The sequence below is a fragment of the Photobacterium sp. ABD4_091 genome (assembly GCF_056160145.1).
In genome coordinates, this window is sequence record NZ_JBSWWQ010000002.1 from 889,279 (window position 1) to 913,045 (window position 23,767).

Genomic DNA, 23,767 nt, shown 5'->3' on the forward strand with positions numbered 1-23,767 from the left:
ATATATAATGTTAAATGGTGTTGTAATATCAGCACGTTAAAGTAGTAATTGAATTTGCAAGGATGCAACAAATGAAACACTTTACCATTTTCTTTATCTCTTTAACGCTTTTGGGATGCAGCTCAGGCATTAATTTGTATGTCCCCGATAGCATCGCCAATACTGATGCAAAAATAGGCTATCTAGCAGGCACTCTTGGCGTCACAACGGAGTGGCCTTCTACTGGTGAGGGTATTATTACAACCTTATCTATCCGTCCTGTCGGTCAATCAGAGTCTATGACCCTAACAACAACGCAACCCAGGAATACCGACTTCAGCTCTGACACTGAGAAAGGTCAAGTTTTCGTCACCGCTTTGCCAGTCGGCCAGTATGAAATCAACCAAGTTCACTTCAAAGGCAGTAACGGCCGACAAACCGTCCGCTCTAAATCTAATGATAACCTGGCAATATTCTTCAATATCTCCGCTGACCAAGTTACTTATATCGGCCAATTCATCACCTCGAGCTTGGTTGCAAACAGCCAATTTTGGAATACACCCTACCCGAGTGGTTTCGGGATAATCCACCACCGTTATGACGTGAAAAGGGATAAGCCATTGATGACTGAGCGCTTCCCCGAAATTAAGGCACTCTCTTTCGATCAAGTGCAATTAGAGGGTTACAAGCCGAGTAAACTCGCTTCAAAGCTCATTGAAAAATAACGTAGAGGCAAGTCTTTTCAGAACGGGATCTCTACTTGAATGAAGACATCTTCTAAGTCGCGATCATCATGCCAGCGATAATCAAAACGAAGACGCGGAGACTTGCCGTCTTCTCCACCGATGCCAAAGCTCATTTGCAGCCCGTACTTCTTCATTAGCTCTTTTACTTCATCAAAATCCAGTAAGTCGTCTTCGGCGAATTTATCGGGCATCCACACCCCGATCCCATAGAAGCTCGATGAGAGATTTGAAGACAAGACCGGTGAGTCTAACTCTTTTGCCCAATTATCCCAGAAACTTACCTCTGATTTTTCTGTCATTTTCCACTCCAAAGCCGAGTTCACCGGTGGAACCCGTTCCTCAGCATAGTCATCATGAAAATCATACGGCAGACATTCAGAGACTAAAAAACACGAGGATGCGTTGAAGTAAACAGCTGCAATTAACATCCCTGCTGACGCATTAAACACAAACATCGCGACTACTCAGCACGCCTAATCAAGAAACAATCAACAACCCTATTCTGCAATAGCTATTCTAGAAAGCTACCCTAGAAAATTATTTGAGCGCATCTAGCAGAACACATACTAAGTAAGGCAGTACCAGCCTTAATTACCCATACAGCCTGTTAGCAATCAGCAATTTAGCAACCTTATCCGTTGTTAAATGTGAAATTTCGCCACTATTGATAATCTGCTCTCGTATTTGAGTACTGCGAACTTTCACCGTTTCGGGGCATGCAAGCACCTGCCACCGCTGGGTGATCTCAGTTGCCTTATGGAACTTCGAAAAATTAAGAAAATTATCCGGCCCGATAACAAAGGTTAAATTGGCTTCTGGATAGATAGATTGCAAAGACTCAAGCACCGTAAAAGTGGTGACTGCCTCATCACCTACCGCAATATCCTGTTCTAATCTGGATATTTCTACATTCGGCAAAGCTAAATCTTCAATAAAGGCCTCAACCAATTGGCAACGCGCATCATAGTCTAACATTTGCTTTCCCCAGGCATGAGCATAGCTAGGGAGCAGCAATACTTTATCGAAATGACCTAAACGTTCGATCACCGACTTATGCCCCAAGCTCGGTGGGTTGAATGCGCTACCAAAAATGGCAATTGATGCTGTCATGACTGAAATGTCCTTTTTTTATGCCGTTTTACTGATTATTTTACTTATTTAACGTAAGAGGATTGATCCTTACATAGAGTTATCGCATATTTTGCAAAACGTTTAATGCAATTCATCATTTTTTTGCATTAAATTACGCTAGATGGTTACAAATTGGGCGAGCCCCTGAGGATTGATTCATTATGGAACAGTTAATCCGCGACGAGATGCGCGTATTACCAGAAATTGACGTGGACTTTGAGATTGAACGCCGTATTGCGTTTATCCAGAAGAAACTCAAACAGTCAGGATGCAAATCACTGGTTTTAGGGATCAGTGGTGGTGTTGATTCAACTACTCTTGGTCGTTTAGCACAATTAGCTGTTGAAAACCTAAATTCTGCTGAGCAAACGCAAGACTACCAATTTATTGCTGTTCGTTTGCCTTACGGCGAACAGAAAGACGAAGATGAAGCACAGCTTGCCCTGTCTTTTATTAAGCCAAGCCATTCTGTAAGCGTAAACATCAAAGATGGTGTTGACGGCACCCACGCTAGCACCCTACTGGCACTAGAAGGTACAGGCCTAGTTCCTAGTAGCGAAGGCGCTATCGACTTTGTCAAAGGCAATGTCAAGGCGCGTACCCGTATGATTGCCCAGTATGAAATCGCAGGTCTTGTCGGCGGCCTTGTTTTGGGCACTGACCATTCAGCTGAAAATATTACTGGCTTTTATACTAAGTTCGGAGACGGCGCATGCGATTTGGCACCATTATTTGGCCTGAATAAGCGCCAGGTTCGCCAGGTAGCCGCCAAACTTGGTGCGCCAGAACAATTAGTGCGTAAAGTCCCTACTGCTGATCTTGAAGAACTGGCTCCACAAAAAGCGGATGAAGACGCGCTGAACGTCAGTTACGATCAAATCGATGATTTCCTAGAAGGCAAAGCGGTTGACCAAGCTGTGGCTGATCGTCTAGTAGGCATTTTCAAAGTGACACAACACAAACGCCAGCCGATCCCTACCATTTACGACGAAGACTAATTCAAATCATCTTCACGTCAAGCTAATAAAAAAGGGCTCTATGTTGAGCCCTTCTTTTATGATGCTTCTGAATAGCGCAATAAGTTATCTAGCTCCCACCATATAGCTTCACAGAGTCCTTTTCGATAAACCGCCTGCTTAAATGCCTGGTGTTCTTCTTGATACAATTGATAAAAATGATGATTGCTGTACAAGCTTGCCCGAACATTCGCTAGACGATCGCAAGCCTTTACAATCAGGGCAACCCTTGCGGCTTCTTCAACAGTATCTAAATTTGCCAACCTTTGGTTGATTTGAAGCTTTCTGTCTTGACGGCGTTCCAGTTTTTCATCTGTCATATAACTCACAGCATCAGCAACAAGAAAACCAAAATCAGCCACTAACTCATCTATCGTGGCTTCAGTATCTTCAAGTACATCATGCAGTTGAGCCACAATCATGGCATCAGTGCCAAAAGGGCTTGCTAAACGAGATACTGCATCGAGATGGATATAATAAGGAACGTCACCGTACATCTGTCCTTTGTGCTTGGCCCGGGCCAATGTACGAGCCTTGAGGTAACGGTTATTCATTCATCCTTCCCTCCTTCATCAAAATCTAACAAGACCACACCCAAACAAAATTAGGCCAAATTATAAACAGGGTGTGATTTACGCTTTCAATGACTGATTTTACTCAATCCCATACAAACAACTGGGATTTATTGCACGATTTGATGAAAAAACGGGCGCAAATAGCGCCCATTTTGTAGATTCGTATCAGGGATAAGACAAATTATTCCTGTTCGTCTTCCGATTCAGTTTTTTTGGCTTCTGCTTCACGAATAGCATTTGCCACCATCATAATCGCTTCACCACTGCTGATCCCTTGAGCCATCAGCTCATGAATTTTTTCTGCCGCTTCTTGTTGCTGCGCGTGAGTCAGTGTCGGAGTGTTGTTAAACATAAATCATCTTACCCGAAATAATAGAGCGCGTATTTTATTGGCTTGCGCTCAAATTGTCACCTTCTATTTAACCTTACCCAGGGCGCCCATCTAAACGGGGCTTCGATAAAATTGGGAAATATACAACTGTAAATATACCAAATGCAAAGGCCCACAACCCAGCGGATATAATATACCCTTGAATAGTCATTACAGGATCCAAGGCGATCAGTAAGGTACGAGACAATGTTGCCAATACCAATGCAACAAATGCCATTACCACCAGCGGTTTAATCTGTAGAGGCCGACCTGTATGACCTAATGACACCCGAGCAATCATTGCAAGAATCATACACCCAATGCCGCCGACCGTTAATACATGCAGTGCTAAACTGTATCCCACTACGCCTGACCAAAAATGCAGCCCAAGTAAAATCATACCGACTACCATTGCCAAATACGCAAAATGCAGCAGCCAAAGCAATGGAACATTAATTGTTGAAAGGCTTCTCCAGCGAATAAAGCGTAATAAGTTCATCACGCCAGTTACTACTAGCAAGATAGGCAAAGAGATCGCAGATACACTTTCTGGTATAGATAACAGCACATTCATCAGCAGTAACCAGCTAGGCACTAGGGAACTGTATTCCAGCCACTTGATACGAGTAATTTGTTCCGTATTCGTCCCCCGCCATGTAAAGAACGGGATCACCCTGCCCCCAACAACCAAGACAATGGTGCTGATCACCATGACGGTTGCAAATGAGACAGTACGCAAAGAAATATCAACCAAGCCAAGTGCAATCAAGTGAAACAGGCCATTAAGCACTGTCATCAATACGATTAGCGGTGCAAAGAATAAGTTGTTCCACTGGCGGCGCACAATGATCGGATACACTAAGAAGGCGGCAGCAAGTGGCATCCACAATAGGTCAATAAGCATCCAAATCAGATGTGGTGTACTGGAGAACATTGCCAAGCGAGCAACAAGCCACAGTGAGAAAATGGCTGCCAGCTTCCAGCCCCTAACACCAGGGTTACCAGTCCAGTTTTGTACCGCGGTCAGTAGAAATCCAATGATGATGGCGCCAGTAAACCCAAACAGCATTTCATGGCTATGCCACCAAACCGGGTTGCTATACATATAATTTGCTAAAGAAACATTCCCTGCCCAGAACAGCCCCCAAAGTAACATCGAGACAACTGACAAGAAGCTAGCCGCTAAGAAAAAAGGACGGAATGCCAAGCGAAATAAAGGCAGGATCTTTTGCTCTTTTTCACTATCTAGAATTTGCATCATGGTTTTATTACCCACTTTAAACATGCATAGATAATACACCTTTAAAGTCGCAATGAAAATGCATCTTTAGTTTTAAATAAAGAAATCTCAAATAGAGCTTATAAAGCAGTTAGTTATAAAGCAGTCAATTACAAAGAAACCAGTTACAATACACCATAGATAAAGTGCAATTGGATATCACATATCAGTGTGTTCTACCGGTCTAGTAATGCTTTGTATATCACGGATAGCAATCTCACCCTGCCATCGACTATGTATGATGCCGACGCTTAGCCAATACCGTCCATCAGGTAAATCAACATCAGGTAACGTTGTAGGCAGCTTGCCATCGACATTTTCTGTCCATAACGGCGTCCAAGAGGTATCGTTAAGATCGTAGATATTCATAGATAACACCGGCGAAGGACATGCCTTGTCAGGTAACCCGTTCCGCTCAATACGCCAATTGCGGCTGTCTACCCAACCGATACTTTGTTTGCTTTGCTGGCGGGTTAACAGTACCCAGGATTTATAACTTTCTTGACCATCTGCACTGATGATCATCTGGTATAAGCCTTCACTACTCGACTTTTCTAATCTTTTAGTTTCAATAGAAAAATAGCCACCTTTACCGGATTTTGGCGTAGCCGATAGAATAGATTGCTCAGGCCAACGAATAAAATCAATATTTGTAATTCGCTGCTCCGATGTTCCCGTAATAGCAAGGCGTGGCAAAACCTGGTTTTGGTTTTGCACCATTTCACGCTGTATGACCAGTGTCGTGAGCCACGGTGGTAGCGCGGTACCATCTAAACTTCGGCCGCAATCTTCGGTAATTGCAAGCAGTAATAGATCGTTAAGATTATTTTGCTGCTCAATATTGGGGGATTGCTGCCAAGCCTGAACCATCGAACCAAAGCTCTCATTGGTTTTGCCTTCCAGCAGCTTTTGGTGTGCCATAGTAAATAAATCTTGTGACACAAACCAACTGGCAACGGCATTCGGCGCCCATAGCGCCGAGTGCAATACCAACAATGAACATGTAAGTGAGAAGTTGGACATCCTAATTAAGCTGACTTCATACGGTAGCCAACACCTCGCAATGTTTCGATTTCAATACCTGGGAGCTTCTGGCGCAACTGTAGAATGTGCGTATCAACAGTTCGGGTCGTCGGGTAATGGTTATAGCCCCATACCTGGTCAAGAAGCTCATCACGGGTAAACACACGTCCCGCATTCTTGGCTAAAAAGACCAAAAGCTCGAATTCAGTGCGCGTCAAAGTGACAGCGTCACCACCTTGAATGACGTCACGGCTATCAAGGTCAATAGTAATATCGCCCACAGAGACTGTATTACTCGGTACAGCCTCAGGCGCCCCGGAACGGAGGTGAAGGCGTATACGCGCTAACAATTCTTCCTCAGCAAAAGGTTTCGTGAGGTAATCTTTAGCACCAGAGTCTAAGCCAATGACTTTATCGGACACTGACACCATCGCAGTCAGCAAAATCACTGGCACATGTTTAATCTTCAACCAGTCACCCAAGTAACTTAGGGAGTCCCCCTCAGGTAACTGACGGTCAAGTACAACGAGATCAGCTTGAGCCCACTGCTCAGCAACATTCGACGCGCAATCAGCGTATAGGCAGTGATAACCTGCCCCTTTTAAGCTCTCGAGTAAACCATCAGCAAGGTTGCGGTCATCTTCAACCAGAAGCAGAGTTTGATTCACACGGTATCTCCAATATAAAAGTTGTTGTTTCTCTAAAACCTACGCTTTAGGATGCACCTGAACACTTCTTTTTCAGGGATCTACAATGCAAGCAGTAGGTTACATCTACTCACGTGTCAGCACGGACACGCAAGTTAACAAATCCGGTTTAGGCAGACAGCTTACCACGATCTTAGAGTGGTCTTCACAGCTAAAGGTTCAAGTTGACACAGACCTGACGTATACCGACGAAGGTTTAAGCGCTTTTCATGGTGATAACATCAAACAAGGTGACCTTGGTCGTTTTATCGCCGCTGTGAAGGACGGCACTATCAAAACTGGCTCCTACCTTTTCATTGAAGCTCACGACCGATTCTCTCGAATGACACTAGATGAAGCAAGAGCACCGTTCGAAGAACTGCTACGCCTAGGTATCAAGATAGCAGTATTACGCGAACGCAAGGTATATGACAAGGCATCGTTGAACGATCCAATGAGCATCATACAAATGGTATTCGGTTTCGACCTTGCTAACCGTGAATCCCAACAAAAGTCTGAACGGATCAAGGCTGGTAAGGCTAAGAAGCGACAAGATACCCTAAAAGGTGAAGCTATTCTGACAAAGAATGTCCCAGCATGGATAAGAGTCAACCATGACAGTAATGGGTTCCAGCTGGTGGACGAACAAGCAGCTGCTGTCAGGCGTATGTTTGAACTACGTCTACAAGGAGCAGGGATCATGCTAATTAGGAAGACTTTGAAGGAAGAAGGCTACACCACTCTACAAGGTAAAGATTTCACTCAACAAACAGTCAGGCGAACTTTAACCCAACCACAAGCTGTTGGTGATCTCCCACTCTATACAGTCGATAAAGTAGAAGGCAGGAAGCCCACCGGAGAAGTGGTCACAGACTATTATCCAGCAGTAATTGACAGAGACACCTACAAAATAGTCTCAGCCTCATTCACTAACTCAAAGTCAGCACCTAGGCAGTCTAAGTTGACGAACCCCCTATCTGGTTTACTTATATGCAGTAAGTGTGGTCAGACTGTTAAACGCTACACCAAGTCAAAGGTGACCAAGAGCTTCCGCTGCAAAGGAACCGAAACAGGGGCTTGTAGTGAGGCTTCTCTTACATGGCGTAAGGTTCAACCTGAGATAATCGGAACAACAGCCTTCGTCATTCAGAACATTCTAGCTGGCACTGATAGTAGTGATGAAGTAACAGCTCTAGAACGCTCTGTAAGATCCCTACAGGCATCCATAACGGAAAGGGATACAGAGATAGCTAACCTTGTTGAACTCGTAAAGGCAGGCGTTACAGAGGCTCTCACAGATACTCTTGAAACCCAAAAGGCTAGAGATAAGTTGAAACAAGAGTTGTCACAGGCAGAAGCCGCTCTACTAGCCCTAACATCGTCTGTTGTTGGTTTAGATGACGAACTGCTCAGCGATTACCAATCGTTGCAGTACGATGTAGAAGACAACTTAGTCAATGCACGAATCGCTAATGAACTGAACAAGCATGTTGACCATATCACTTTTGACAGAACCTTGTACGTCATCCACTTCAAAAGCGGTTTAAAGATTGAAGGTGCCTTCGGTGAACAGTTACCGCTACCACATGAGGTTGAAAGCATCTACCACAACTGGAAAGAACTTGGTTTAGGTGATCACTGGAAAGTGACTTCTGATGTTAGGTCATAGGCATAAGTAAGGGCTGTTAACTCAGCCCTCATAAAATACATTACCGATCGAATTACTGGACAATCAATCAAACCGAGCAAGCATAGGTCTCAACCTCGTTGGAAACCAACGAACAAAATTCTCAACACTTTGTTCATGTAAACGATACGTGTACAGTATAGTGCTAGCCCCAACGATCTCATAACAAGCAAAGTCGATTAGCTGGTTAACCCCTATCACATCAACATTCGACAGTTGAAACCTTGTCCTAGCGACGATGACAGATAACAGCAGACAAGGAAAAAACAGCGTATAGAGCAACCACACCCAATTTGAGAACAATGGGTAGCGACTCAAGTATGCTTTCCCCTCCCTAGTGAAAGAAAACTCATCATCATAGTAATTGTTAAGTTTCTCCTCCAACTTGTGAAGATAGCCGTACTGTCTTTCTATCTCAAGCACAACTTGAAAGTAACGTGTTGAAAATCCCAGCAGTAGAAACCAAAGTAACGTCGAGATGAAGTCAGAGTTCTGTCCCAACTTTACGCCCGTAGACTTTTTCACGTATTCAGTAACAATGCTTGTAACAACTTCCACAGATGTAAACTGAAGAGTAAAGACGGCTAATATCAAAAGCAAAGCATAAAACAGCATATCGCGTTGCTTTATGCTTGCTCGATGGATATCAAATGTGTCTTTATAATGTGAGCAAAGGTTATTAAACTTCGCTTCTTCCATTAGGCTTCATCCAGCGCCTTAATGATAGCCCCCTCATTAAAGCTCATAGCCCATGATGCACCAGCACCTAATAGTTCCGAAGGGCTTTCGTTAAGTCGATCCAATTTAACTGCAACTAGCTTATTACCATTTGCTTTACTCTTCGCAATTTCAAAGTTGAGCCAATTAGAATAGCCAATCGAACTGGAATCCTTGTGCTTCTTGTTCGCCTCTTTACCAACTAACACAAGTGTGTGAGTTGCAGAGTTGATTTTACGAGTTAAGGCCGCTCGTACAACGGGGATATCCCAACTATTAATTTCTTTTGATGAGTGATCACTGAACGTGAAATCAAAATCAGAGTTAGCATCCCATGCTTGAAGTAAAAACTTGTAATGTTTGTCATTATCGAAGTCAAAGCTGACAAAAACCTTTTTCTTAGCCATAATATGTTACCTTTCTTTAGTCCAAAAGGACTTTCTATCATACAAATCAAGTATTTAATATATGGAAAGGTCACAAAATTAGTTGACCAACTACAAAAGAATGAATTTAAAAAAGACTTGAGTACCTAATAACAAAAACTCTATTAATGCTCTTACATCTTATACAACTAGAAACGGCGTTATTCAACGCTCGATTGTCAGTATCGGTAAATACTGACTAAATTAGATCACGGATTCTACTCCAACCCTTATTCAAATAGGTTCGTGAAGTTCTATCTTGAATGTTTTTTGGTCAGTATTCTTATGGGAAGCGTTCAAATGCCACTCTTAATGTACGTAGAAACTGATTCCTGAAAACCAGCTGATCAAAGTCAACAACTAGAACAGACTAGACAGAAACTACCGTGATACAGCTCACCCCTTTTAAAGATTAATTCAAAGTGTTCTGGTTACAACGTGCCGACCGGTAGCACACTGATTCAATAACGTCAACACTAAAACCTGAACCAAACCTGAACAAGATAAAAATAGACATATGCAACAATGATAATTGCTATTGACAAGATTTCGAGATCGTGGTTAAATAACCATAGTCTCCTAACTTTACAGTGTTTGCTGTTGCGTTAGCAGAAAAGAATGAGCGAAGCGAAAGATAAAGCTCTTAACCTTCACAGACATACTTTACAGTATGTTAGCTTCGCTTAGTCACTGTACAGAGTGTGATTTGTAAGAACAGGATCTTTACAGGTACTGTTAACAGGTGGGACTTTGCCCTTGATCACCATCCTTACTTAAGTTTTTCCCTTTAAAGCTTTCACTGCAAAGATTACCGAATCAGGTATTAATCAGTAAGGTCAACAGCTTACTATATAGCATTAACTGCCTAGTACAGACTTATGGGTCTAAATACTCTCTCTCCCTGACTTCAAAAGAGTGCCTGTACCGTATCAGGCTAACGAACTAGTAGCTTACAGCCCCAAACTCTAAGACTCAGAGAATGAAAGAAGGGTGACCACCCTCTTCTCCGCTATACAGTAACACCTATACAGAACCCTTGTTCAGTTCGACTGTCCCCTTCCTTGGCAGTTCCTGAACAAGGGTTTCCTCGTTCTTACTTAACGACAACACTTCACTCCTAATAGTCGTGGTCGTTCACCTTTAGAGTTCTGTCTGTACTTCATAGCCGCCTAGGTCTTCACTCCTACTTCTACCTAGTGCGGCTTTTTCTATTTCTACACATAAGGAAACAGTCATATCGATGAGACACCAAACGTATTCACGTAACAGACGGAGACTTTACCGTCTATCTCAAACCAACCAACATTTAAGGAAACAGCACAATGCAGACATACGGCTTACTAAACACGATCAAGGATAACGACCAGATTACCAATGCTGTTGAGATCCAACAGCCTAAACGTACAGAACCATCTGTACAGCCTCCAGCCAACACGAAAACCAACAGAATTAACCTGGAAGTTGAGTCAGAGTTACGTTCACAGCTAGATAACCCCCTGACCTCCCCTCTATACCGCACCGTACGGCTCACAGAGCGCTTCTGCGAGGACACGAATACACAGGTGAGGATAAGCGTTGAAGATGGCTTCAAGATCGTTACAGATCACCTGAACAGTGACGATTGGGAACTATCACACATTGACGCACCATACGACCTTACAGGACATGATCCCCATAGCCGCTTTGTCTTCAAGCTGATTGGTGAAAAAGCTGATCAAATCACTGAGAAACTACGTGAAGAATTACGAGTTCAGGTACAGAAACGTATCACTCGTGATGATAAAGAGCGCAAAGAGATGGAGCAGCGTCTTAAGCGTTATCGTGAACTGGCTAAACAGCGAGCTGAATTCGACGAGCTTAACAGAGAGTTCGGAGACGGCTACTTCAACTAACAGAAGGTTATCAGATATGAACACAATGCACTCGATTACGAATCCGGAGACGGTTACTAAGTAGCCGTCACCAATCAAGACAACCTGATTACTATCAGTAAGGAGAGATTATGAATGACAATTGACGACATGTACTTATACCTTGACCGTGGACAACGTGAGAAGGTAGACAACCTCACAGGTGAAGCCCGTGTAAGACTAATCGAACAGACCTACCAGCGACAACGTCAACGTGAGTGTGACAGGGAACTTCACCGTCAACGTGAGTTCATCCGTTACCAGAGCTGTGACGGCATGACCTATCAGGAGGCCGTTGAAGTAACCCGTTTAAGGCAAGCAACTGCGCTGGCTAAGGGATTGAAAGCAAGGGCTTTGCCCCAAGAATCTACACAGACCACCTTAAAGGCTTCACTGTCACCTACTGACCAACGCTTCAACAACATGCTCATTGCTAAACAATCCCTTCTTCACGCTTACCAACGACAAGGAGTCCTGTAATGACAGTCATACAAGACAACAGCCATGATCTCATCAAGTCGGTGCAGGTTTACCTAAGAGAATTCAACAGAGACTTACACGACGTCAAAATGACAGCTGCTAGGTTCAGCCCTTGCGGTTCCGACATCATAGCGGAGTACAACATAAAGCGTATGGTCAAAGTCACTAACCCATTCGGTGAGGTTGTGTCACAGAGAACCGTCAACCAACCGGAATCAGTGAAGATACCTGTATCAGACTTTCAGCTGGCTTTGTTGGTTCACCTGACAGCTCTACAGCACAAGTTTTGAACGAGATTAAGGGTTTATTTTGACAGCTTACCTTATACAGACGGGAGGATGACTCTACCCTCCCCCTCACAGCATCAACCTCAAATCACCTCCTTTACAGAATCCCGTTTTCGTACCATCAAGTGGGGTATCACAAGACAGTCTCTTAGTGATACCAGCTAGCCCCCCCTATTTTCGGTATCAAAAAAATAGCCTTGAAAGCAAATGATACCAATGTTATTTTGATACCACATTTTTGATGCCAACCTTAAAGGACATAACATGACTGCTGGTCGCACTTTCGCATACTGCCGAGTCTCTACAGTAGAACAAACAACTGAGAACCAAATTCTTGCTATTCGCAGTGCAGGTTATGACGTAACAGACACCCGTGTAGTATCTGAAACAGTATCTGGCAGCGTCCTTGCAATGGAACGTCTACAATTCAAGATGTTAGTCGAACACAAGCTAGAAGAAGGTGACCGCTTAGTAGTGCTTAAGCTTGACCGTCTAGGACGTGACAACATCGACGTCCAGCGAACGATCGATAAGCTAACAGCCAAAGGCATCAAGGTGATCTCTCTAGACTTACCAGTTGCAGACTTAAGCAGTTCAGAAGGCAAGCTCATGCTTCAAATGTTCAGTGCCTTTGCAGAGTTCGAACGTAACCGTATCAGGGAACGTACTCAGGAAGGACTTAACCGAGCTAAGGCAGAAGGTAAGAAATTGGGAAGGCCACCAGCTAAAGGTACAACTGATAACGTTCAGAAGTGTAAGGCAGAAGGTCTATCACAGAGTGCCACAGCGAAGCAGTTAGGGCTTGGTATCGCAACGGTTAAGCGTCACTGGAACAAGTGAGTTGACGGTTAGGGCTGGCGTATGTGTCAGCCTTTCGTCATATTTTAGATTCTTAGTAGGTTTGCTTGATGGGGGATCACACCTGTTAAACACCTAGACACTGAACCCTATGATATTTTTCTCAGACGTAAAAAGGCCACCATGAAAAGGTGACCTTTTAATTTTTAAGGGGAGTAAAATTTTACGGAGTTACGACCTTTATATTTCAGTGACTTACCAACATCAACTACTCACCTTTATGCGTAGGTATTTGAAGCTCCAATATAAAAGTGGTAGGAGGGCCTACTAACTTCATTCGTCCCCCCATTCTTCGGATCATCGATTCAACGATTGTAAGCCCAAGCCCTAGTCCGCGTTCGCTTACGAATGGCTTTCTTAATCTTGCCCAGTCTTTAGCCCCGAGCTGACCGTTATCTGAAACGCTTACAATAAGTTTTCCGTTAGAATACGATGATGTTAATTTTACAGGCTTAACGCCATACTTATGGGCATTAGACAACAGGTTGTCAATACAAGTGCCCAACCAATAAATATTTACATCTACAGGGCGATCCTCAGCAAGCTCCAGTGTGACTTCATACGGCTCACTTAGGTACTCGACCCATTCATTAAACGAATCAACATGTTGAACACTCAACTCCTGCTGATTCGCCTGTAAGTAATCTTTACTTGCCTCAGCAAGCTGCCTCAAACGACGTGAGTCTTCAGTCAGTCGCCTAAACTCATCATATAAGGTTTCTGGCAGTGCATCAAAATGTCGGCGAAATCCTTCAACTGTCATAGCCAGGCTGGCAATTGGTGTGCGCAGTTCGTGAGTCAGTATCTGAAGTACCAACATTCTTTCCTGCATTGCCCGTCGACGGATACGCCAGCGATAAAATCCCCAACCAAACAACAAGCTGATATTGACGACCAATAGGCCAACCAGCAAGTAGAAAGTCAGGTGTGATTTATCTTCTTCTTCCCAACAAATGTTGCCGCTTTTAAGAAGACAAAAGCTGGTCGTATTCAAACGGGTAAAATTCACATCGAATTTACTGAGCACCGGTGACCATCGAGGCTGGTCATAAACATGGTATTCATTCCCGTTGCGTATCCACAGCTCACCGTTAGAAATAAATGCTTCAGCACCAGCAATATAGACCTGGATTTCATCTCGGCTCATACGCTGCAAGCGCCCCAATGCGGTATTGGTTGGAGCGAGATCTCTTTCTTGAATATGAAGAAAGTCACCAAGCTTGCTTTCTAAATCTGGGTGTTTATCCAAATACCGCGAAGCATAGCTCCCGCCCCCAGGGTGAATGTAGCCCGCCCTAGCAAACCAACCAACCGGCAACACGGTGTTGTTACAAATCGCCCTAACAAAAACAAGCGGCTGAGTCAGTAGCGGCGTCACAGGCCATGGCCCCTTACAAGTTAATGAATTCTGGTAAAGACGCTGCAAAGATTTCAACGGGTAAGTTGCTGACTGGGGCAGCAAAGATGACGGCAACAGTAACTGCGTTGGAAATTGCCCCTGTAGCTGCCTGAAATCATATGTCGCTACGGATTCACTCGCCAATAGCTCAGCTCGAACGCCATTTAAGCGCTCGGGTAAGTTCTCTGCAGAAGCAGAATGCGAACCGATAAACAGCAGTGATAACAGTAGGACGTATCTTTTCATAAAGGAAGTTTATCACCCCGCTTTCCTGGTTTGTCAGGGCTTTGTCATTAGCCTGATGGATAAATGTGCACTCAAATCAGTTTTTTCAACCGAATATATGAACGGCAATGATCTGATAAAACTTAATTCTAACGCTAATTTGTTTTAACTAACAAACAATTATAGCCAAGTAGCTTGAAGGCCTTGAAATCAGAGGAAGTGTTTAATTCTGAAAAATAAAAAAGAAAGGGAGCATTTGCTCCCTTTCAATCATGATGTTGTTAACTTCTAGGCGTTAAATGTGCTCGAGGATCTTGTTACAAGACTCTTTCGCATCACCAAACAGCATCTGAGAGTTTTCTTTGAAGAATAGAGGGTTCTGAACACCAGCGTAACCTGTATTCATCGAACGCTTGAACACGATAACATGCTTGGAGTTCCACACTTCCAACACCGGCATACCTGCAATCGGACTGTTTGGATCTTCCATCGCTGCTGGGTTCACCGTATCGTTAGCACCAATAACCAACACCACATCGGTTTCAGAGAAGTCGTCATTGATTTCGTCCATCTCTAGTACGATGTCATAAGGTACTTTCGCTTCAGCCAATAGAACGTTCATGTGACCCGGCAAGCGACCCGCTACAGGGTGAATGCCAAAACGGACATCAACACCTTTGTTGCGTAGCTTTTCGGTGATCTCGTGAACTGGGTACTGGGCTTGTGCAACCGCCATACCGTATCCAGGGGTGATAACCACAGAACGTGCATTTTTCAGCATTTCAGCCACTTCTTCAGCTGACGCTTCTTGGTGCTCACCATGATCCTCATCAGCCGCGGCTGCTGAGCCGTCAGTACCGAAGCCACCAGCAATAACACTGATGAAAGAGCGGTTCATTGCCTTACACATAATGTAAGACAGAATCGCACCTGAAGAACCTACCAAGGCACCCGTTACAATCAGAAGGTCATTGGCCAGCATGAAACCTGCCGCTGCTGCTGCCCAACCCGAGTAAGAGTTAAGCATAGAAACAACAACTGGCATATCAGCGCCACCGATTGAAGCAACCAGGTGGTAACCAAAAGCAAAGGCAATCAGTGCGACGACGATTAACGCAATTGTTGAGCCTTCGGCTTTTACAAACGCGACCATCAACAAGAATGAAATAACAACCGCTGCCAAGTTAAGCTTATGGCGATGAGGTAACATCAGTGGCTTTGATGAAATGCTGCCGCGAAGCTTACCGAACGCAACCACCGAACCGGTAAACGTGACCGCACCAATGAACACGCCAAGGAAAATTTCCACCAAGTGGATATTAAGCATTACCCCAGAGAGGTCACCATGGTCAAAGTAGGTATTGAAGCCTACCAGTACCGCAGCCATACCCACAAAGCTGTGAAGAATAGCTACCAGCTCAGGCATTTCGGTCATTTCTACACGTCTTGCGTAGTAGATACCGATAGCACCACCAATAATCATGGCGATGATCACCCACACAGTACCCTGCGATTCTGGGCCGAAAATAGTCGCGATCAAGGCGATAGCCATACCGGCAATACCGTAGTAGTTGCCCGAACGTGCTGTCTCTTGCTTAGAAAGACCCGCCAACGACATGATAAATAATACAGCAGCAACAATGTAAGCTGCTTGTACGATTCCTGCAGACATTTGTTACTCCTTTATCTATCTTTGCGGAACATTTCAAGCATACGCTTGGTTACCGTGAAGCCACCAAAGATGTTGATGCTGGCTATCAAAACAGCAATAAACGCGAGGAAGGTCACCAAACCGCCTCCCTGACCTATTTGCAACAGCGCACCTACAATAATGATGCCCGAAATTGCATTGGTAACCGACATAAGCGGCGTATGCAATGCATGGGTTACATTCCATACCACGTAGTAGCCTACTACGCAGGCGAGTACAAATACCGTAAAGTGGGCAAGGAATTCAGGCGGCGCATAGTTTGCAACCCAGCCAAAGGCTGCAATACCTGCAGCCATCAGGCCATATTTTTTCGCAGGGGATGCTGGTTTTTCTTCCTTTTTAACTGGCGCTTCGACAGGCTTAGCTTCAGGAGCAGGCGCGGCAGACACCTTGATTGGTGGCGCAGGCCAGGTTACTTCACCTTGTTTAATCACTGTCAGACCGCGTAGAACTTCATCATCGAAATCAATATCGATAGTGCCGTCTTTTTCTTTACATAGCAGTTTGAACAAGTTTACGAGGTTAGTACCGTAAAGCTGTGATGACTGAGTCGGCAAACGGCCTACCATATCGGTATAGCCAATGACTTTCACGCCATTTGCAGTCGTAATGACTTTACCAGCCTCTGCATATTCACAGTTACCACCGTTCGCAGCGGCCAAATCCACAATCACGCTGCCAGGCTTCATTGAATCAACCATTTCTTTGGTGATCAATTTCGGCGCAGGACGCCCAGGGATAAGTGCAGTTGTGATAATGATATCAACATCTTTAGCCTGCTCGGCATACAGCTTTTCTGCTGCTTTGTTGAAGTCATCTGACATTTCTTTGGCATAGCCATCACCGGTTGAGGTGTCTTCCTTGAAGTCAACTTCAAGGAATTCAGCGCCCATGGATTCGACCTGCTCTTTCACCTCGGGACGAACATCAAAAGAACGAACAATCGCCCCTAAGCTTCCCGCGGCTCCAATAGCGGCAAGGCCAGCAACACCCGCACCGGCAACCAGAACTTTAGCAGGGGGAACTTTACCTGCTGCAGTGATTTGGCCGGTAAAGAATCGGCCAAATTCATGTGCAGCCTCAACAACGGCACGATAACCCGCAATGTTTGCCATCGAGCTCAATGCATCCAATGCCTGAGCTCGAGAAATGCGGGGAACAGAATCCATCGCCATCACATTGATGTTTTTACCAGAGAGTTTCTCTAGCAAATCTTCATTTTGTGCTGGCCAAATAAAACTCACTAAGCTTGCCCCTTCTTTAATCAGGTCAAACTCGTCAACACCACTCTGGTCATTCACTTGCGGGGCATTTACTTTCAGAATGATATCTGATGCCCACACTTCATCTAATCCCACAACAGTGGCGCCTGCTGCTTCATACGCGGCATCATCAAAGCTTGCATGAATACCGGCATTCTGCTCGACAGCAACACTGAACCCCATTTTTATAAACTGCTCAACCGTCTTAGGCGTTGCAGCTACTCGCGTTTCATTTGCGAGTATTTCCTTAGGCACACCAATTTGCATTATTAATCCCTAAATTACGGCAAATAAGTAATAATTTTTTATCCAACCACGAACATAATATCAAGCAGTTTGTAGCCGAAATACAAAATAAAATTACACAAGCGCTGTTTTGATTAACAAATGTTACCTTCTATTAGTAAGAAAATAACGTTTCCAACACCTGGACAGAGGTCAAACCACAAATAAAATTAATAATGCACACACTCAACAATGTATAAATCACTAACTTTACTTGGTTTAACTTTATAAGTGTCCATTTTCAGCAATCTGAATAGTGTGTTTATCGTTTAAAACACCAAGGAGATGAGGTTAGCCCTGAAAGGAGAACATTCATCATTCCTTGATGAGTGTTGCACTACATACATACGTTGCAGCTCTCTCCACCTTTATGGAATACCTGCTAGCGATAGAGATGACTAGCAGGCCAAATAAAAAAGTTAGCTGAACATCTTATCGCCAGTCTGATCAATAAACATTTTTGCCTTGTTGATCATAAAGGACTCAGCATCAGCTTTGGAAGACAGCAGATCAGAACGAACGAAGACGTGCGTTTTCACTTCTTCACCAAACTGTTTGCAGATTCGGCCAGCAATTCGAAATTGCCCACCCTCAGCCTTCGGCTCTGGGTAAATTAGATAGCCTTCATACTCAATCGGCTCTACTGCTGCAGCTTCAGCCTCTTGCTTACCTAATCCAAATAGCTTTGAAAGGAAACCCACTTCATTTTTCTCCAAATATCGTTCAGTTACAGTGACATCATGCCATAATCTAATAATTAAAAATGAAAGCAAGATTAAATTCTTGGAATTCTATCACTAAAGCGCATATCTCTCTGGCAACTGAACCAATACAGAATAGAGAGGATAAAATTTTGCACAGCATTCAGATAAGCTAAATTTATCGTGCATCTTTTTCCATCGCCTCAAAGCGGCTATTCCTGTAAGCGGCTATTTCCCGTCATCGATATTGATAACGCCAGATACGAAAAAGCGCCGGATGACCAGCGCTTTAATGTTCTATTTTTCAGAAGCTTAGCGATACATGCCAATATCTTTCTGAAGGTGCACCGGCAAATCCGATACGTTGTATTGCTTAGGTGTAGCCTTACGACCAAAAGCAATATCAAATGCGTGTGCAATCAATCCTTTGAAATTTACCGCATAGGCTTTTTTGTCCATTGCGGTTGGGGTTGCGATGGTGTCAAAGTTCATTGCCTGTGCCATGATTGCCTCTCGTTTGTATTTTAATCAACTGCAGACATTTTATGCTGATCAGATTGCAACCAAAAATGACATTATTTCCACAAAAAGATTAGTTTTTCTAATGTGTTAATTATCAGTTAACAGCAAGTTCCACGCAAAGAAAAAACATGCAGTAAAATTGAATAACCTCGCGACAGCTGATTATTTTATGCTTATTTATCAATTTCCTTGCATATTGCACGGCTTTTTCGTAACAATAGCTCAACAAAAGGTTTCGTGGATTTTTGTGATGCTGTCATTCCTCGCTAGACATTCTTCTGTTCTGTTAATCATGGCTACCCTCTTCGGCTTTATATTGCCAGAGGCATCACATGCCGTATTCCCTACATTGCCTTATGTCTTGTTCTTCTTGATGCTGTTTACCTTGGTTGGAATGGAGCAAGGTGCATTACTTAACGCGTTGAAACAAAAACAATGCTGGTTCTATTCGTTGCTGCATAGTGTCGGCATGACGATAATTTCCGCCTCTATCGCTGTTAGCCTGAATGCATCAGAATCATTGCTTATCGCCATTGTGAGTGTTACGGCAACTGGTTCGTTATTTGCGACCCCTGCCATTGCTCGTTCTGTCGGTTTAAACCCTTTATCGGCAATGGCAATGACTATTGCTAGCACACTGATGATGCCATTAGTTCTTTATATCAATTTACTCATTTTTCAGAGTGAAGGTTTTACGTTGGATATGGCGAGTTATAGTATGCGCCTTCTCATATTCATTGTATTGCCTATGGCTTTTTCAGCCTTGGTCTACCATCTTGTTCCAAAGCAAACACTCACAAGGGTGCATGGCAAACTTTCTCATTTGACCATTATTTTAGTTTTTGCCTTCCCTTTTGGGCTTATTGGCCCGTTTAGGGATATTTTTGATGCTAACCCTGCTGAAGCTGGGCAGTATTTGGTAATAGCTATCGCGCTTTGCCTTCTCTTTTTTATTATTAGCGCTGCTATTTATTTTCGTAGAGGCAAAGACATTGCTTTACTCGCTGCTATAACTTCTGCTAACCGTAATGTTTTATTGACTTTTACTGTAGCCGGCAGTTACTTAGGCGCAGACTTTTTAATTCTTCTCGGTGCTTTGCAAATACCGACCTACGCGTTGCCTTTATTCATTAGATGGATAAACAATTACATTACAACCCGCGACTATTCACCTCAAACCAACCATCTGAAATAACATACCTAAGTGGCTTAACTGCTTGATGTCAAAAATATCAAAGAAAGAAGTCCGATCATCTTGCACGCATAATTTCTTTTCCTTATAGTGCGAAAGAATTCTCAGGGCGGGGCGAAATTCCCCACCGGCGGTAGTCCCTAAACAGGAAAGCCCGCGAGCGCTTATCTCTCTGCTAGATGAAGAGATAAGGTCAGCAGATCTGGTGCACAAGGTTTTTGCCTTTCAGTCCAGAGCCGACGGTTATAGTCCGGATGAAAGAGGATCTCAGTACAGTACTTGTCTACCCAACGGACAAGGATCTTTTATGCAGTTCGATTACTTAATGTTGATACTGCATATCTTTTCTTGCCAGTTACTTGTGTGACTGTGCTTGCTGACTTTCCATGCCCTGATTCTGGTAAATATTTATATTAGGAGTTTCTTACCATGAATCAGTCTCTACTTACCCCTTACGGCACTGCATTTGAACGTGTTGAAGCCGGTCTTGAAGCCATTCGCCAAGGTCGCGGTGTTTTGGTGGTTGATGATGAAGATCGCGAAAATGAAGGCGATATTATTTTTGCAGCCGAAACCTTAACCAGTGAACAAATGGCGTTGATGATCCGTGAATGTTCGGGAATTGTATGCCTCTGCCTAACCGATGAGCGAGTAAAGCAGCTCGAGCTACCAATGATGGTCGAGAATAATACCAGCGCGAACCAAACGGGCTTTACCGTTACCATCGAGGCAGCCAAAGGGGTGACAACAGGCGTTTCAGCTGCTGATCGTGTTACCACAATTAAAACAGCGATTGCAGACAATGCCGTCCCATCGGATCTGAGCCGCCCAGGGCATGTATTCCCGTTAAAAGCGAACAGTGAAGGTGTACTAGGTCGTCGCGGCCATACCGAAGCAACCATTGATCTTATGCGCTTGTCCGGTATGAAGCCTTACGGTGTTCTATGTGAGCTAACCAACCCAGATGGTTCGATGGCTCGCCTTCCAGAAGTGATTGAGTTCGGCAAGATCCATAACATGCCTGTCCTCACGATCGAAGACTTGGCGGCATACCGCCTGGCTAAAGAAGTGGCTAATTCTGAAACCGTTGAAACCCTGACAGCTTAATATCATTACCCAGCGAGTTACTGCGGTTTGAATATCAATGTTGCTGAGTATAAAAATACTCGGCAACATTTACTTTGTTCTCTGTACTATGCTCAGCATTAGTCTTTACGACTCACACACTCGGCATTAGATACATCAAAGCCGACCAAGCAGAAAGCCAACCTATAATAACCGCTATATCGCTCCAATCTTTCTTCATCCTTGACTCCAGATTTGAAAATCACATTTAAAAAATTCTGATGGTAAGACAATGACTTGACCAGTTAATTCATAAAACCAACAGTAAAATTACTCACCTAACTTTCATAACGGCGCTTATATGAATTTCTTAAAAAAAACCGACGGCCAAAGGTTATCGGTTTAATTTTTTCTTAGCAGGGGCAGCTTAGGCCACATCTTCCTGTTCGCACTCGCAAGGTATGAAATTAATCATTACCTCTTCAAACGCACCAAACGCCCGTCTGTGCCTAGCGTACTCCTCAAAAGCATCAGCCATAGTAATGTTTAAAGCCAAAGGCTCAGCACCAGGATTCACCAGTGCATCGTACCCTTCTTTACCTGTTGCTGTATAACCTGAAGAAACTGACAAGTAGACAGACTCGTCTTGGATATCTTCCCAGGTTCCATTTTTATACAACTTCAGCACTTCTATACGCTGCCCCTGAGTTGCGCAACATCGATAAGTGTATTTAAGACGTGATGTATAAGGAAAACTACCACTGCCCGTCCCTTCGACGCCATTATCAATAGCATTATTAATGGCACCTTCTAGCGCCCTTCGCAGTTGTTTACCGCTGACTTCGTAGACCATCAGCCCTATAGCAAATGGTAAAAGTCGGCCAGATATATCAGCGGCTGTAATGGGGCCTTGATGAAGCGATGCTCTCACTCCGCCAGCATTATGAATGCCGAAATCAACGGCATGGCCTCGCTGGCGCGATGACCAGACAAAACTATCGACGACTAAAGGCGCTATCTGACTCGGCCCTTTTTGATCAGGCACACGAATATGACGCAAGGGCTCCGTAAGCACAGCGACATCCTGGGTTTGAAGTTCCCGCACCGCAGGCCGATAGTCTTGGTTCAGCAGGTTTTCAATATGCGGATCTTTCACGCAAAACCGGACATTGTCTTGCACAGCCAGGTAATCTTTCACCTTCTGGTGTGTCGAATCATCCAAATGCTCACTTCGGCTCGCATCAACAGTGAACTGCCGACCCAGCAATAACTGATTTCTGCCTCCTGCCTTGGCCACTGTGCCGTCAGCATTGAAGTCGATGTCCAGTTGCCCCAATGCAAGGGCGTTACAGCCCGCTTGTACAACACAGGTTCCATTGACTTGTACCGCGTATTGATCCGAGACACTAAAGCCAATGTTACTAAAATCACCTTGCATGGTATGGGTATGGCCACCGATGATCGCACCGATCCCATCCACTTGCCCTGCTAGTTCCAGATCGCGTTCATAACCAAGGTGGCTAAGAACAATCACTTTGTTTATGCCAGCCCGGCGAATTGCCTCAACGGTTTGCTGAGCAACCAGAGTAACGCCCAAGAAGTGGGTATCAGGATCAGGGTTAGCAATCCCTTCCATATTTTCTATCGCTAAACCAAAAATGGCGATCGGTTCACCGTCCACCTCTCTGACCAAATACTTTGCATGTCCTTTGGCATTATCAAATCCAAAGACATTTTGCTTAGGCCGTAATGGATTTTGTTTAGCCTGAGATTCATTGGACAAATCCCAGTTCCCGGCCAGCAAAGGGAAATCAGCGCGATCCATAAAGTCTGCCACGATCTGATTGCCCATATCGAGTTCATGATTGCCCAAAGCCATCGCATCTATGCCAATAGCGTTTAACAGTGCGGCGTTCGCGGTGCCCTTGTACAGCGAAAAAAACAAAGTGCCTTGAAAGCAATCTCCCGCATGGACAAACAAAAAGTCACGGTTCTTAAGCAGTGCCTGCCTCTTTACTTCTCTCACCGCAGAAGACACCCTTGAAAAGCCACCACAACTTGCGAATACTGGCATTGGTGACTCGTTATTACTCACTGGAATTTGCAGAGCGATGGTCGATGGCTCGAAGTGTGAGTGGGTATCATTAATATGGGCAATAGTAATCTTTGCCGAGCGATGCAGATGTGTCATATAGCGTTGTAGGACTCCACTGAGAGGGGAAAATTATTTTATATC

24 protein-coding genes and 1 riboswitch are annotated in these 23,767 nt (G+C 44.2%); of the genes, 9 read left to right on the forward strand and 15 right to left on the reverse strand.

Translation table 11 applies throughout. From position 1 onward, the window contains the following. Nucleotides 1-71: 71 nt before the first annotated feature. On the forward strand, nucleotides 72-704 hold the full coding sequence (locus ACXAGQ_RS18375) for a hypothetical protein (RefSeq protein ID WP_475255768.1): 633 nt from the start codon (nucleotides 72-74) through the stop codon (nucleotides 702-704). A gap of 17 nt (nucleotides 705-721) precedes the next feature. Here the strand turns inward: ACXAGQ_RS18375 and ACXAGQ_RS18380 are convergent, their stop codons facing one another. Both ACXAGQ_RS18380 and ACXAGQ_RS18385 read right to left on the reverse strand, forming a co-directional pair. Then, nucleotides 722-1,180, reverse strand: a complete 459-nt coding sequence (locus tag ACXAGQ_RS18380) for a hypothetical protein (protein WP_475255769.1) — start codon at nucleotides 1,178-1,180, stop codon at nucleotides 722-724. Nucleotides 1,181-1,316: 136 nt separating this feature from the next. After that, nucleotides 1,317-1,835: a nicotinate-nicotinamide nucleotide adenylyltransferase gene (locus ACXAGQ_RS18385; protein ID WP_475255771.1), complete on the reverse strand. Its 519-nt coding sequence runs from the start codon at nucleotides 1,833-1,835 to the stop codon at nucleotides 1,317-1,319. A gap of 182 nt (nucleotides 1,836-2,017) precedes the next feature. On the opposite strand from ACXAGQ_RS18385, the gene nadE reads away from it, so the two are divergent. Continuing rightward, entirely contained in the window at nucleotides 2,018-2,854 is an 837-nt protein-coding gene (gene nadE, locus ACXAGQ_RS18390; RefSeq protein ID WP_475255773.1) for an ammonia-dependent NAD(+) synthetase, read from the forward strand. Between the two features lie 56 nt (nucleotides 2,855-2,910). On the opposite strand, the gene ACXAGQ_RS18395 is transcribed toward nadE, so the two are convergent. From ACXAGQ_RS18395 to ACXAGQ_RS18415, 5 genes are all read right to left on the reverse strand, one after another. Next, complete coding sequence (locus ACXAGQ_RS18395; protein ID WP_475255774.1) at nucleotides 2,911-3,426, reverse strand: phosphohydrolase; 516 nt, start codon at nucleotides 3,424-3,426, stop codon at nucleotides 2,911-2,913. Between the two features lie 202 nt (nucleotides 3,427-3,628). Then, nucleotides 3,629-3,799, reverse strand: coding sequence for a YoaH family protein (locus ACXAGQ_RS18400; RefSeq protein WP_475255776.1), 171 nt, complete (start codon nucleotides 3,797-3,799; stop codon nucleotides 3,629-3,631). A 73-nt stretch (nucleotides 3,800-3,872) separates the two neighbouring features. Beyond that, complete coding sequence (locus tag ACXAGQ_RS18405; RefSeq protein ID WP_475255777.1) at nucleotides 3,873-5,078, reverse strand: NnrS family protein; 1,206 nt, start codon at nucleotides 5,076-5,078, stop codon at nucleotides 3,873-3,875. Between the two features lie 177 nt (nucleotides 5,079-5,255). Continuing rightward, nucleotides 5,256-6,119 carry a DUF2861 family protein gene (locus ACXAGQ_RS18410; protein ID WP_475255778.1) on the reverse strand — a complete coding sequence of 288 codons (864 nt, stop codon included), beginning with the start codon at nucleotides 6,117-6,119 and terminating at the stop codon, nucleotides 5,256-5,258. 5 nt (nucleotides 6,120-6,124) lie between these two features. Beyond that, a complete protein-coding gene (locus ACXAGQ_RS18415) occupies nucleotides 6,125-6,787 on the reverse strand; it encodes a response regulator transcription factor (protein WP_475255780.1) in 663 nt (220 codons plus the stop codon). Between the two features lie 85 nt (nucleotides 6,788-6,872). Here ACXAGQ_RS18415 and ACXAGQ_RS18420 point away from each other — a divergent pair, with 85 nt between their 5' ends. Beyond that, the gene (locus ACXAGQ_RS18420; RefSeq protein WP_475255781.1) at nucleotides 6,873-8,474 is read left to right on the forward strand and encodes a recombinase family protein; all 1,602 of its coding nucleotides are present in this window, start codon (nucleotides 6,873-6,875) and stop codon (nucleotides 8,472-8,474) included. Between the two features lie 63 nt (nucleotides 8,475-8,537). Here the strand turns inward: ACXAGQ_RS18420 and ACXAGQ_RS18425 are convergent, their stop codons facing one another. After that, nucleotides 8,538-9,191: a hypothetical protein gene (locus ACXAGQ_RS18425; protein WP_475255782.1), complete on the reverse strand. Its 654-nt coding sequence runs from the start codon at nucleotides 9,189-9,191 to the stop codon at nucleotides 8,538-8,540. Continuing rightward, the gene (locus ACXAGQ_RS18430) at nucleotides 9,191-9,616 is read right to left on the reverse strand and encodes a TIR domain-containing protein (RefSeq protein WP_475255784.1); all 426 of its coding nucleotides are present in this window, start codon (nucleotides 9,614-9,616) and stop codon (nucleotides 9,191-9,193) included. Before ACXAGQ_RS18430 ends, ACXAGQ_RS18425 begins: the two co-directional genes overlap by 1 nt. A 1,340-nt stretch (nucleotides 9,617-10,956) precedes the next feature. On the opposite strand from ACXAGQ_RS18430, the gene ACXAGQ_RS18435 reads away from it, so the two are divergent. The 4 genes from ACXAGQ_RS18435 to ACXAGQ_RS18450 all read left to right on the forward strand — a co-directional run bounded on the left by ACXAGQ_RS18435 (nucleotide 10,957) and on the right by ACXAGQ_RS18450 (nucleotide 13,151). After that, complete coding sequence (locus tag ACXAGQ_RS18435) at nucleotides 10,957-11,526, forward strand: hypothetical protein (RefSeq protein WP_475255785.1); 570 nt, start codon at nucleotides 10,957-10,959, stop codon at nucleotides 11,524-11,526. 114 nt (nucleotides 11,527-11,640) lie between these two features. Next, entirely contained in the window at nucleotides 11,641-12,024 is a 384-nt protein-coding gene (locus ACXAGQ_RS18440; protein WP_475255786.1) for a hypothetical protein, read from the forward strand. After that, on the forward strand, nucleotides 12,024-12,314 hold the full coding sequence (locus ACXAGQ_RS18445) for a hypothetical protein (RefSeq protein ID WP_475255788.1): 291 nt from the start codon (nucleotides 12,024-12,026) through the stop codon (nucleotides 12,312-12,314). The genes ACXAGQ_RS18440 and ACXAGQ_RS18445 overlap by 1 nt, the downstream gene beginning before the upstream one ends. Before the next feature lie 261 nt (nucleotides 12,315-12,575). Then, nucleotides 12,576-13,151 carry a recombinase family protein gene (locus tag ACXAGQ_RS18450; RefSeq protein ID WP_475255789.1) on the forward strand — a complete coding sequence of 192 codons (576 nt, stop codon included), beginning with the start codon at nucleotides 12,576-12,578 and terminating at the stop codon, nucleotides 13,149-13,151. 226 nt (nucleotides 13,152-13,377) lie between these two features. On the opposite strand, the gene vxrA is transcribed toward ACXAGQ_RS18450, so the two are convergent. From vxrA to ACXAGQ_RS18475, 5 genes are all read right to left on the reverse strand, one after another. Then, nucleotides 13,378-14,814 (reverse strand): sensor histidine kinase VxrA, encoded by a 1,437-nt coding sequence (gene vxrA, locus ACXAGQ_RS18455; protein ID WP_475255791.1) that lies wholly within the window; start codon nucleotides 14,812-14,814, stop codon nucleotides 13,378-13,380. 274 nt (nucleotides 14,815-15,088) lie between these two features. Continuing rightward, nucleotides 15,089-16,465: a Re/Si-specific NAD(P)(+) transhydrogenase subunit beta gene (gene pntB / locus ACXAGQ_RS18460; protein WP_475255792.1), complete on the reverse strand. Its 1,377-nt coding sequence runs from the start codon at nucleotides 16,463-16,465 to the stop codon at nucleotides 15,089-15,091. Between the two features lie 11 nt (nucleotides 16,466-16,476). Continuing rightward, nucleotides 16,477-18,033 carry a Re/Si-specific NAD(P)(+) transhydrogenase subunit alpha gene (locus ACXAGQ_RS18465; RefSeq protein ID WP_475255793.1) on the reverse strand — a complete coding sequence of 519 codons (1,557 nt, stop codon included), beginning with the start codon at nucleotides 18,031-18,033 and terminating at the stop codon, nucleotides 16,477-16,479. A 437-nt stretch (nucleotides 18,034-18,470) separates the two neighbouring features. Next, complete coding sequence (locus tag ACXAGQ_RS18470; RefSeq protein WP_475256632.1) at nucleotides 18,471-18,752, reverse strand: HlyU family transcriptional regulator; 282 nt, start codon at nucleotides 18,750-18,752, stop codon at nucleotides 18,471-18,473. Nucleotides 18,753-19,064: 312 nt separating this feature from the next. Further along, on the reverse strand, nucleotides 19,065-19,256 hold the full coding sequence (locus tag ACXAGQ_RS18475) for a hypothetical protein (RefSeq protein ID WP_475255795.1): 192 nt from the start codon (nucleotides 19,254-19,256) through the stop codon (nucleotides 19,065-19,067). Between the two features lie 157 nt (nucleotides 19,257-19,413). Here ACXAGQ_RS18475 and ACXAGQ_RS18480 point away from each other — a divergent pair, with 157 nt between their 5' ends. Together ACXAGQ_RS18480 and ribB are read left to right on the forward strand one after the other, a co-directional pair. Beyond that, nucleotides 19,414-20,469 carry a hypothetical protein gene (locus ACXAGQ_RS18480; RefSeq protein ID WP_475255797.1) on the forward strand — a complete coding sequence of 352 codons (1,056 nt, stop codon included), beginning with the start codon at nucleotides 19,414-19,416 and terminating at the stop codon, nucleotides 20,467-20,469. A gap of 93 nt (nucleotides 20,470-20,562) precedes the next feature. Continuing rightward, nucleotides 20,563-20,736, forward strand: a riboswitch (FMN riboswitch). 159 nt (nucleotides 20,737-20,895) lie between these two features. Next, complete coding sequence (gene ribB, locus ACXAGQ_RS18485; protein ID WP_475255798.1) at nucleotides 20,896-21,573, forward strand: 3,4-dihydroxy-2-butanone-4-phosphate synthase; 678 nt, start codon at nucleotides 20,896-20,898, stop codon at nucleotides 21,571-21,573. Nucleotides 21,574-21,958: 385 nt separating this feature from the next. On the opposite strand, the gene ACXAGQ_RS18490 is transcribed toward ribB, so the two are convergent. Continuing rightward, the gene (locus tag ACXAGQ_RS18490; protein ID WP_475255800.1) at nucleotides 21,959-23,722 is read right to left on the reverse strand and encodes a bifunctional metallophosphatase/5'-nucleotidase; all 1,764 of its coding nucleotides are present in this window, start codon (nucleotides 23,720-23,722) and stop codon (nucleotides 21,959-21,961) included. Nucleotides 23,723-23,767 lie beyond the last annotated feature (45 nt).

What these genes read in the sequence shown, in the direction of transcription:
- ACXAGQ_RS18375 (WP_475255768.1), top strand. Translation starts at nt 72, where the DNA reads ATGAAACACTTTACCATTTTCTTTATCTCTTTAACGCTTTTGGGATGC.
- ACXAGQ_RS18380 (WP_475255769.1), bottom strand. Translation starts at nt 1,180, where the DNA reads ATGTTTGTGTTTAATGCGTCAGCAGGGATGTTAATTGCAGCTGTTTAC.
- ACXAGQ_RS18385 (WP_475255771.1), bottom strand. Translation starts at nt 1,835, where the DNA reads ATGACAGCATCAATTGCCATTTTTGGTAGCGCATTCAACCCACCGAGC.
- nadE (WP_475255773.1), top strand. Translation starts at nt 2,018, where the DNA reads ATGGAACAGTTAATCCGCGACGAGATGCGCGTATTACCAGAAATTGAC.
- ACXAGQ_RS18395 (WP_475255774.1), bottom strand. Translation starts at nt 3,426, where the DNA reads ATGAATAACCGTTACCTCAAGGCTCGTACATTGGCCCGGGCCAAGCAC.
- ACXAGQ_RS18400 (WP_475255776.1), bottom strand. Translation starts at nt 3,799, where the DNA reads ATGTTTAACAACACTCCGACACTGACTCACGCGCAGCAACAAGAAGCG.
- ACXAGQ_RS18405 (WP_475255777.1), bottom strand. Translation starts at nt 5,078, where the DNA reads ATGATGCAAATTCTAGATAGTGAAAAAGAGCAAAAGATCCTGCCTTTA.
- ACXAGQ_RS18410 (WP_475255778.1), bottom strand. Translation starts at nt 6,119, where the DNA reads ATGTCCAACTTCTCACTTACATGTTCATTGTTGGTATTGCACTCGGCG.
- ACXAGQ_RS18420 (WP_475255781.1), top strand. Translation starts at nt 6,873, where the DNA reads ATGCAAGCAGTAGGTTACATCTACTCACGTGTCAGCACGGACACGCAA.
- ACXAGQ_RS18425 (WP_475255782.1), bottom strand. Translation starts at nt 9,191, where the DNA reads ATGGAAGAAGCGAAGTTTAATAACCTTTGCTCACATTATAAAGACACA.
- ACXAGQ_RS18430 (WP_475255784.1), bottom strand. Translation starts at nt 9,616, where the DNA reads ATGGCTAAGAAAAAGGTTTTTGTCAGCTTTGACTTCGATAATGACAAA.
- ACXAGQ_RS18435 (WP_475255785.1), top strand. Translation starts at nt 10,957, where the DNA reads ATGCAGACATACGGCTTACTAAACACGATCAAGGATAACGACCAGATT.
- ACXAGQ_RS18440 (WP_475255786.1), top strand. Translation starts at nt 11,641, where the DNA reads ATGACAATTGACGACATGTACTTATACCTTGACCGTGGACAACGTGAG.
- ACXAGQ_RS18445 (WP_475255788.1), top strand. Translation starts at nt 12,024, where the DNA reads ATGACAGTCATACAAGACAACAGCCATGATCTCATCAAGTCGGTGCAG.
- ACXAGQ_RS18450 (WP_475255789.1), top strand. Translation starts at nt 12,576, where the DNA reads ATGACTGCTGGTCGCACTTTCGCATACTGCCGAGTCTCTACAGTAGAA.
- vxrA (WP_475255791.1), bottom strand. Translation starts at nt 14,814, where the DNA reads ATGAAAAGATACGTCCTACTGTTATCACTGCTGTTTATCGGTTCGCAT.
- pntB (WP_475255792.1), bottom strand. Translation starts at nt 16,465, where the DNA reads ATGTCTGCAGGAATCGTACAAGCAGCTTACATTGTTGCTGCTGTATTA.
- ACXAGQ_RS18465 (WP_475255793.1), bottom strand. Translation starts at nt 18,033, where the DNA reads ATGCAAATTGGTGTGCCTAAGGAAATACTCGCAAATGAAACGCGAGTA.
- ACXAGQ_RS18475 (WP_475255795.1), bottom strand. Translation starts at nt 19,256, where the DNA reads ATGGCACAGGCAATGAACTTTGACACCATCGCAACCCCAACCGCAATG.
- ribB (WP_475255798.1), top strand. Translation starts at nt 20,896, where the DNA reads ATGAATCAGTCTCTACTTACCCCTTACGGCACTGCATTTGAACGTGTT.
- ACXAGQ_RS18490 (WP_475255800.1), bottom strand. Translation starts at nt 23,722, where the DNA reads ATGACACATCTGCATCGCTCGGCAAAGATTACTATTGCCCATATTAAT.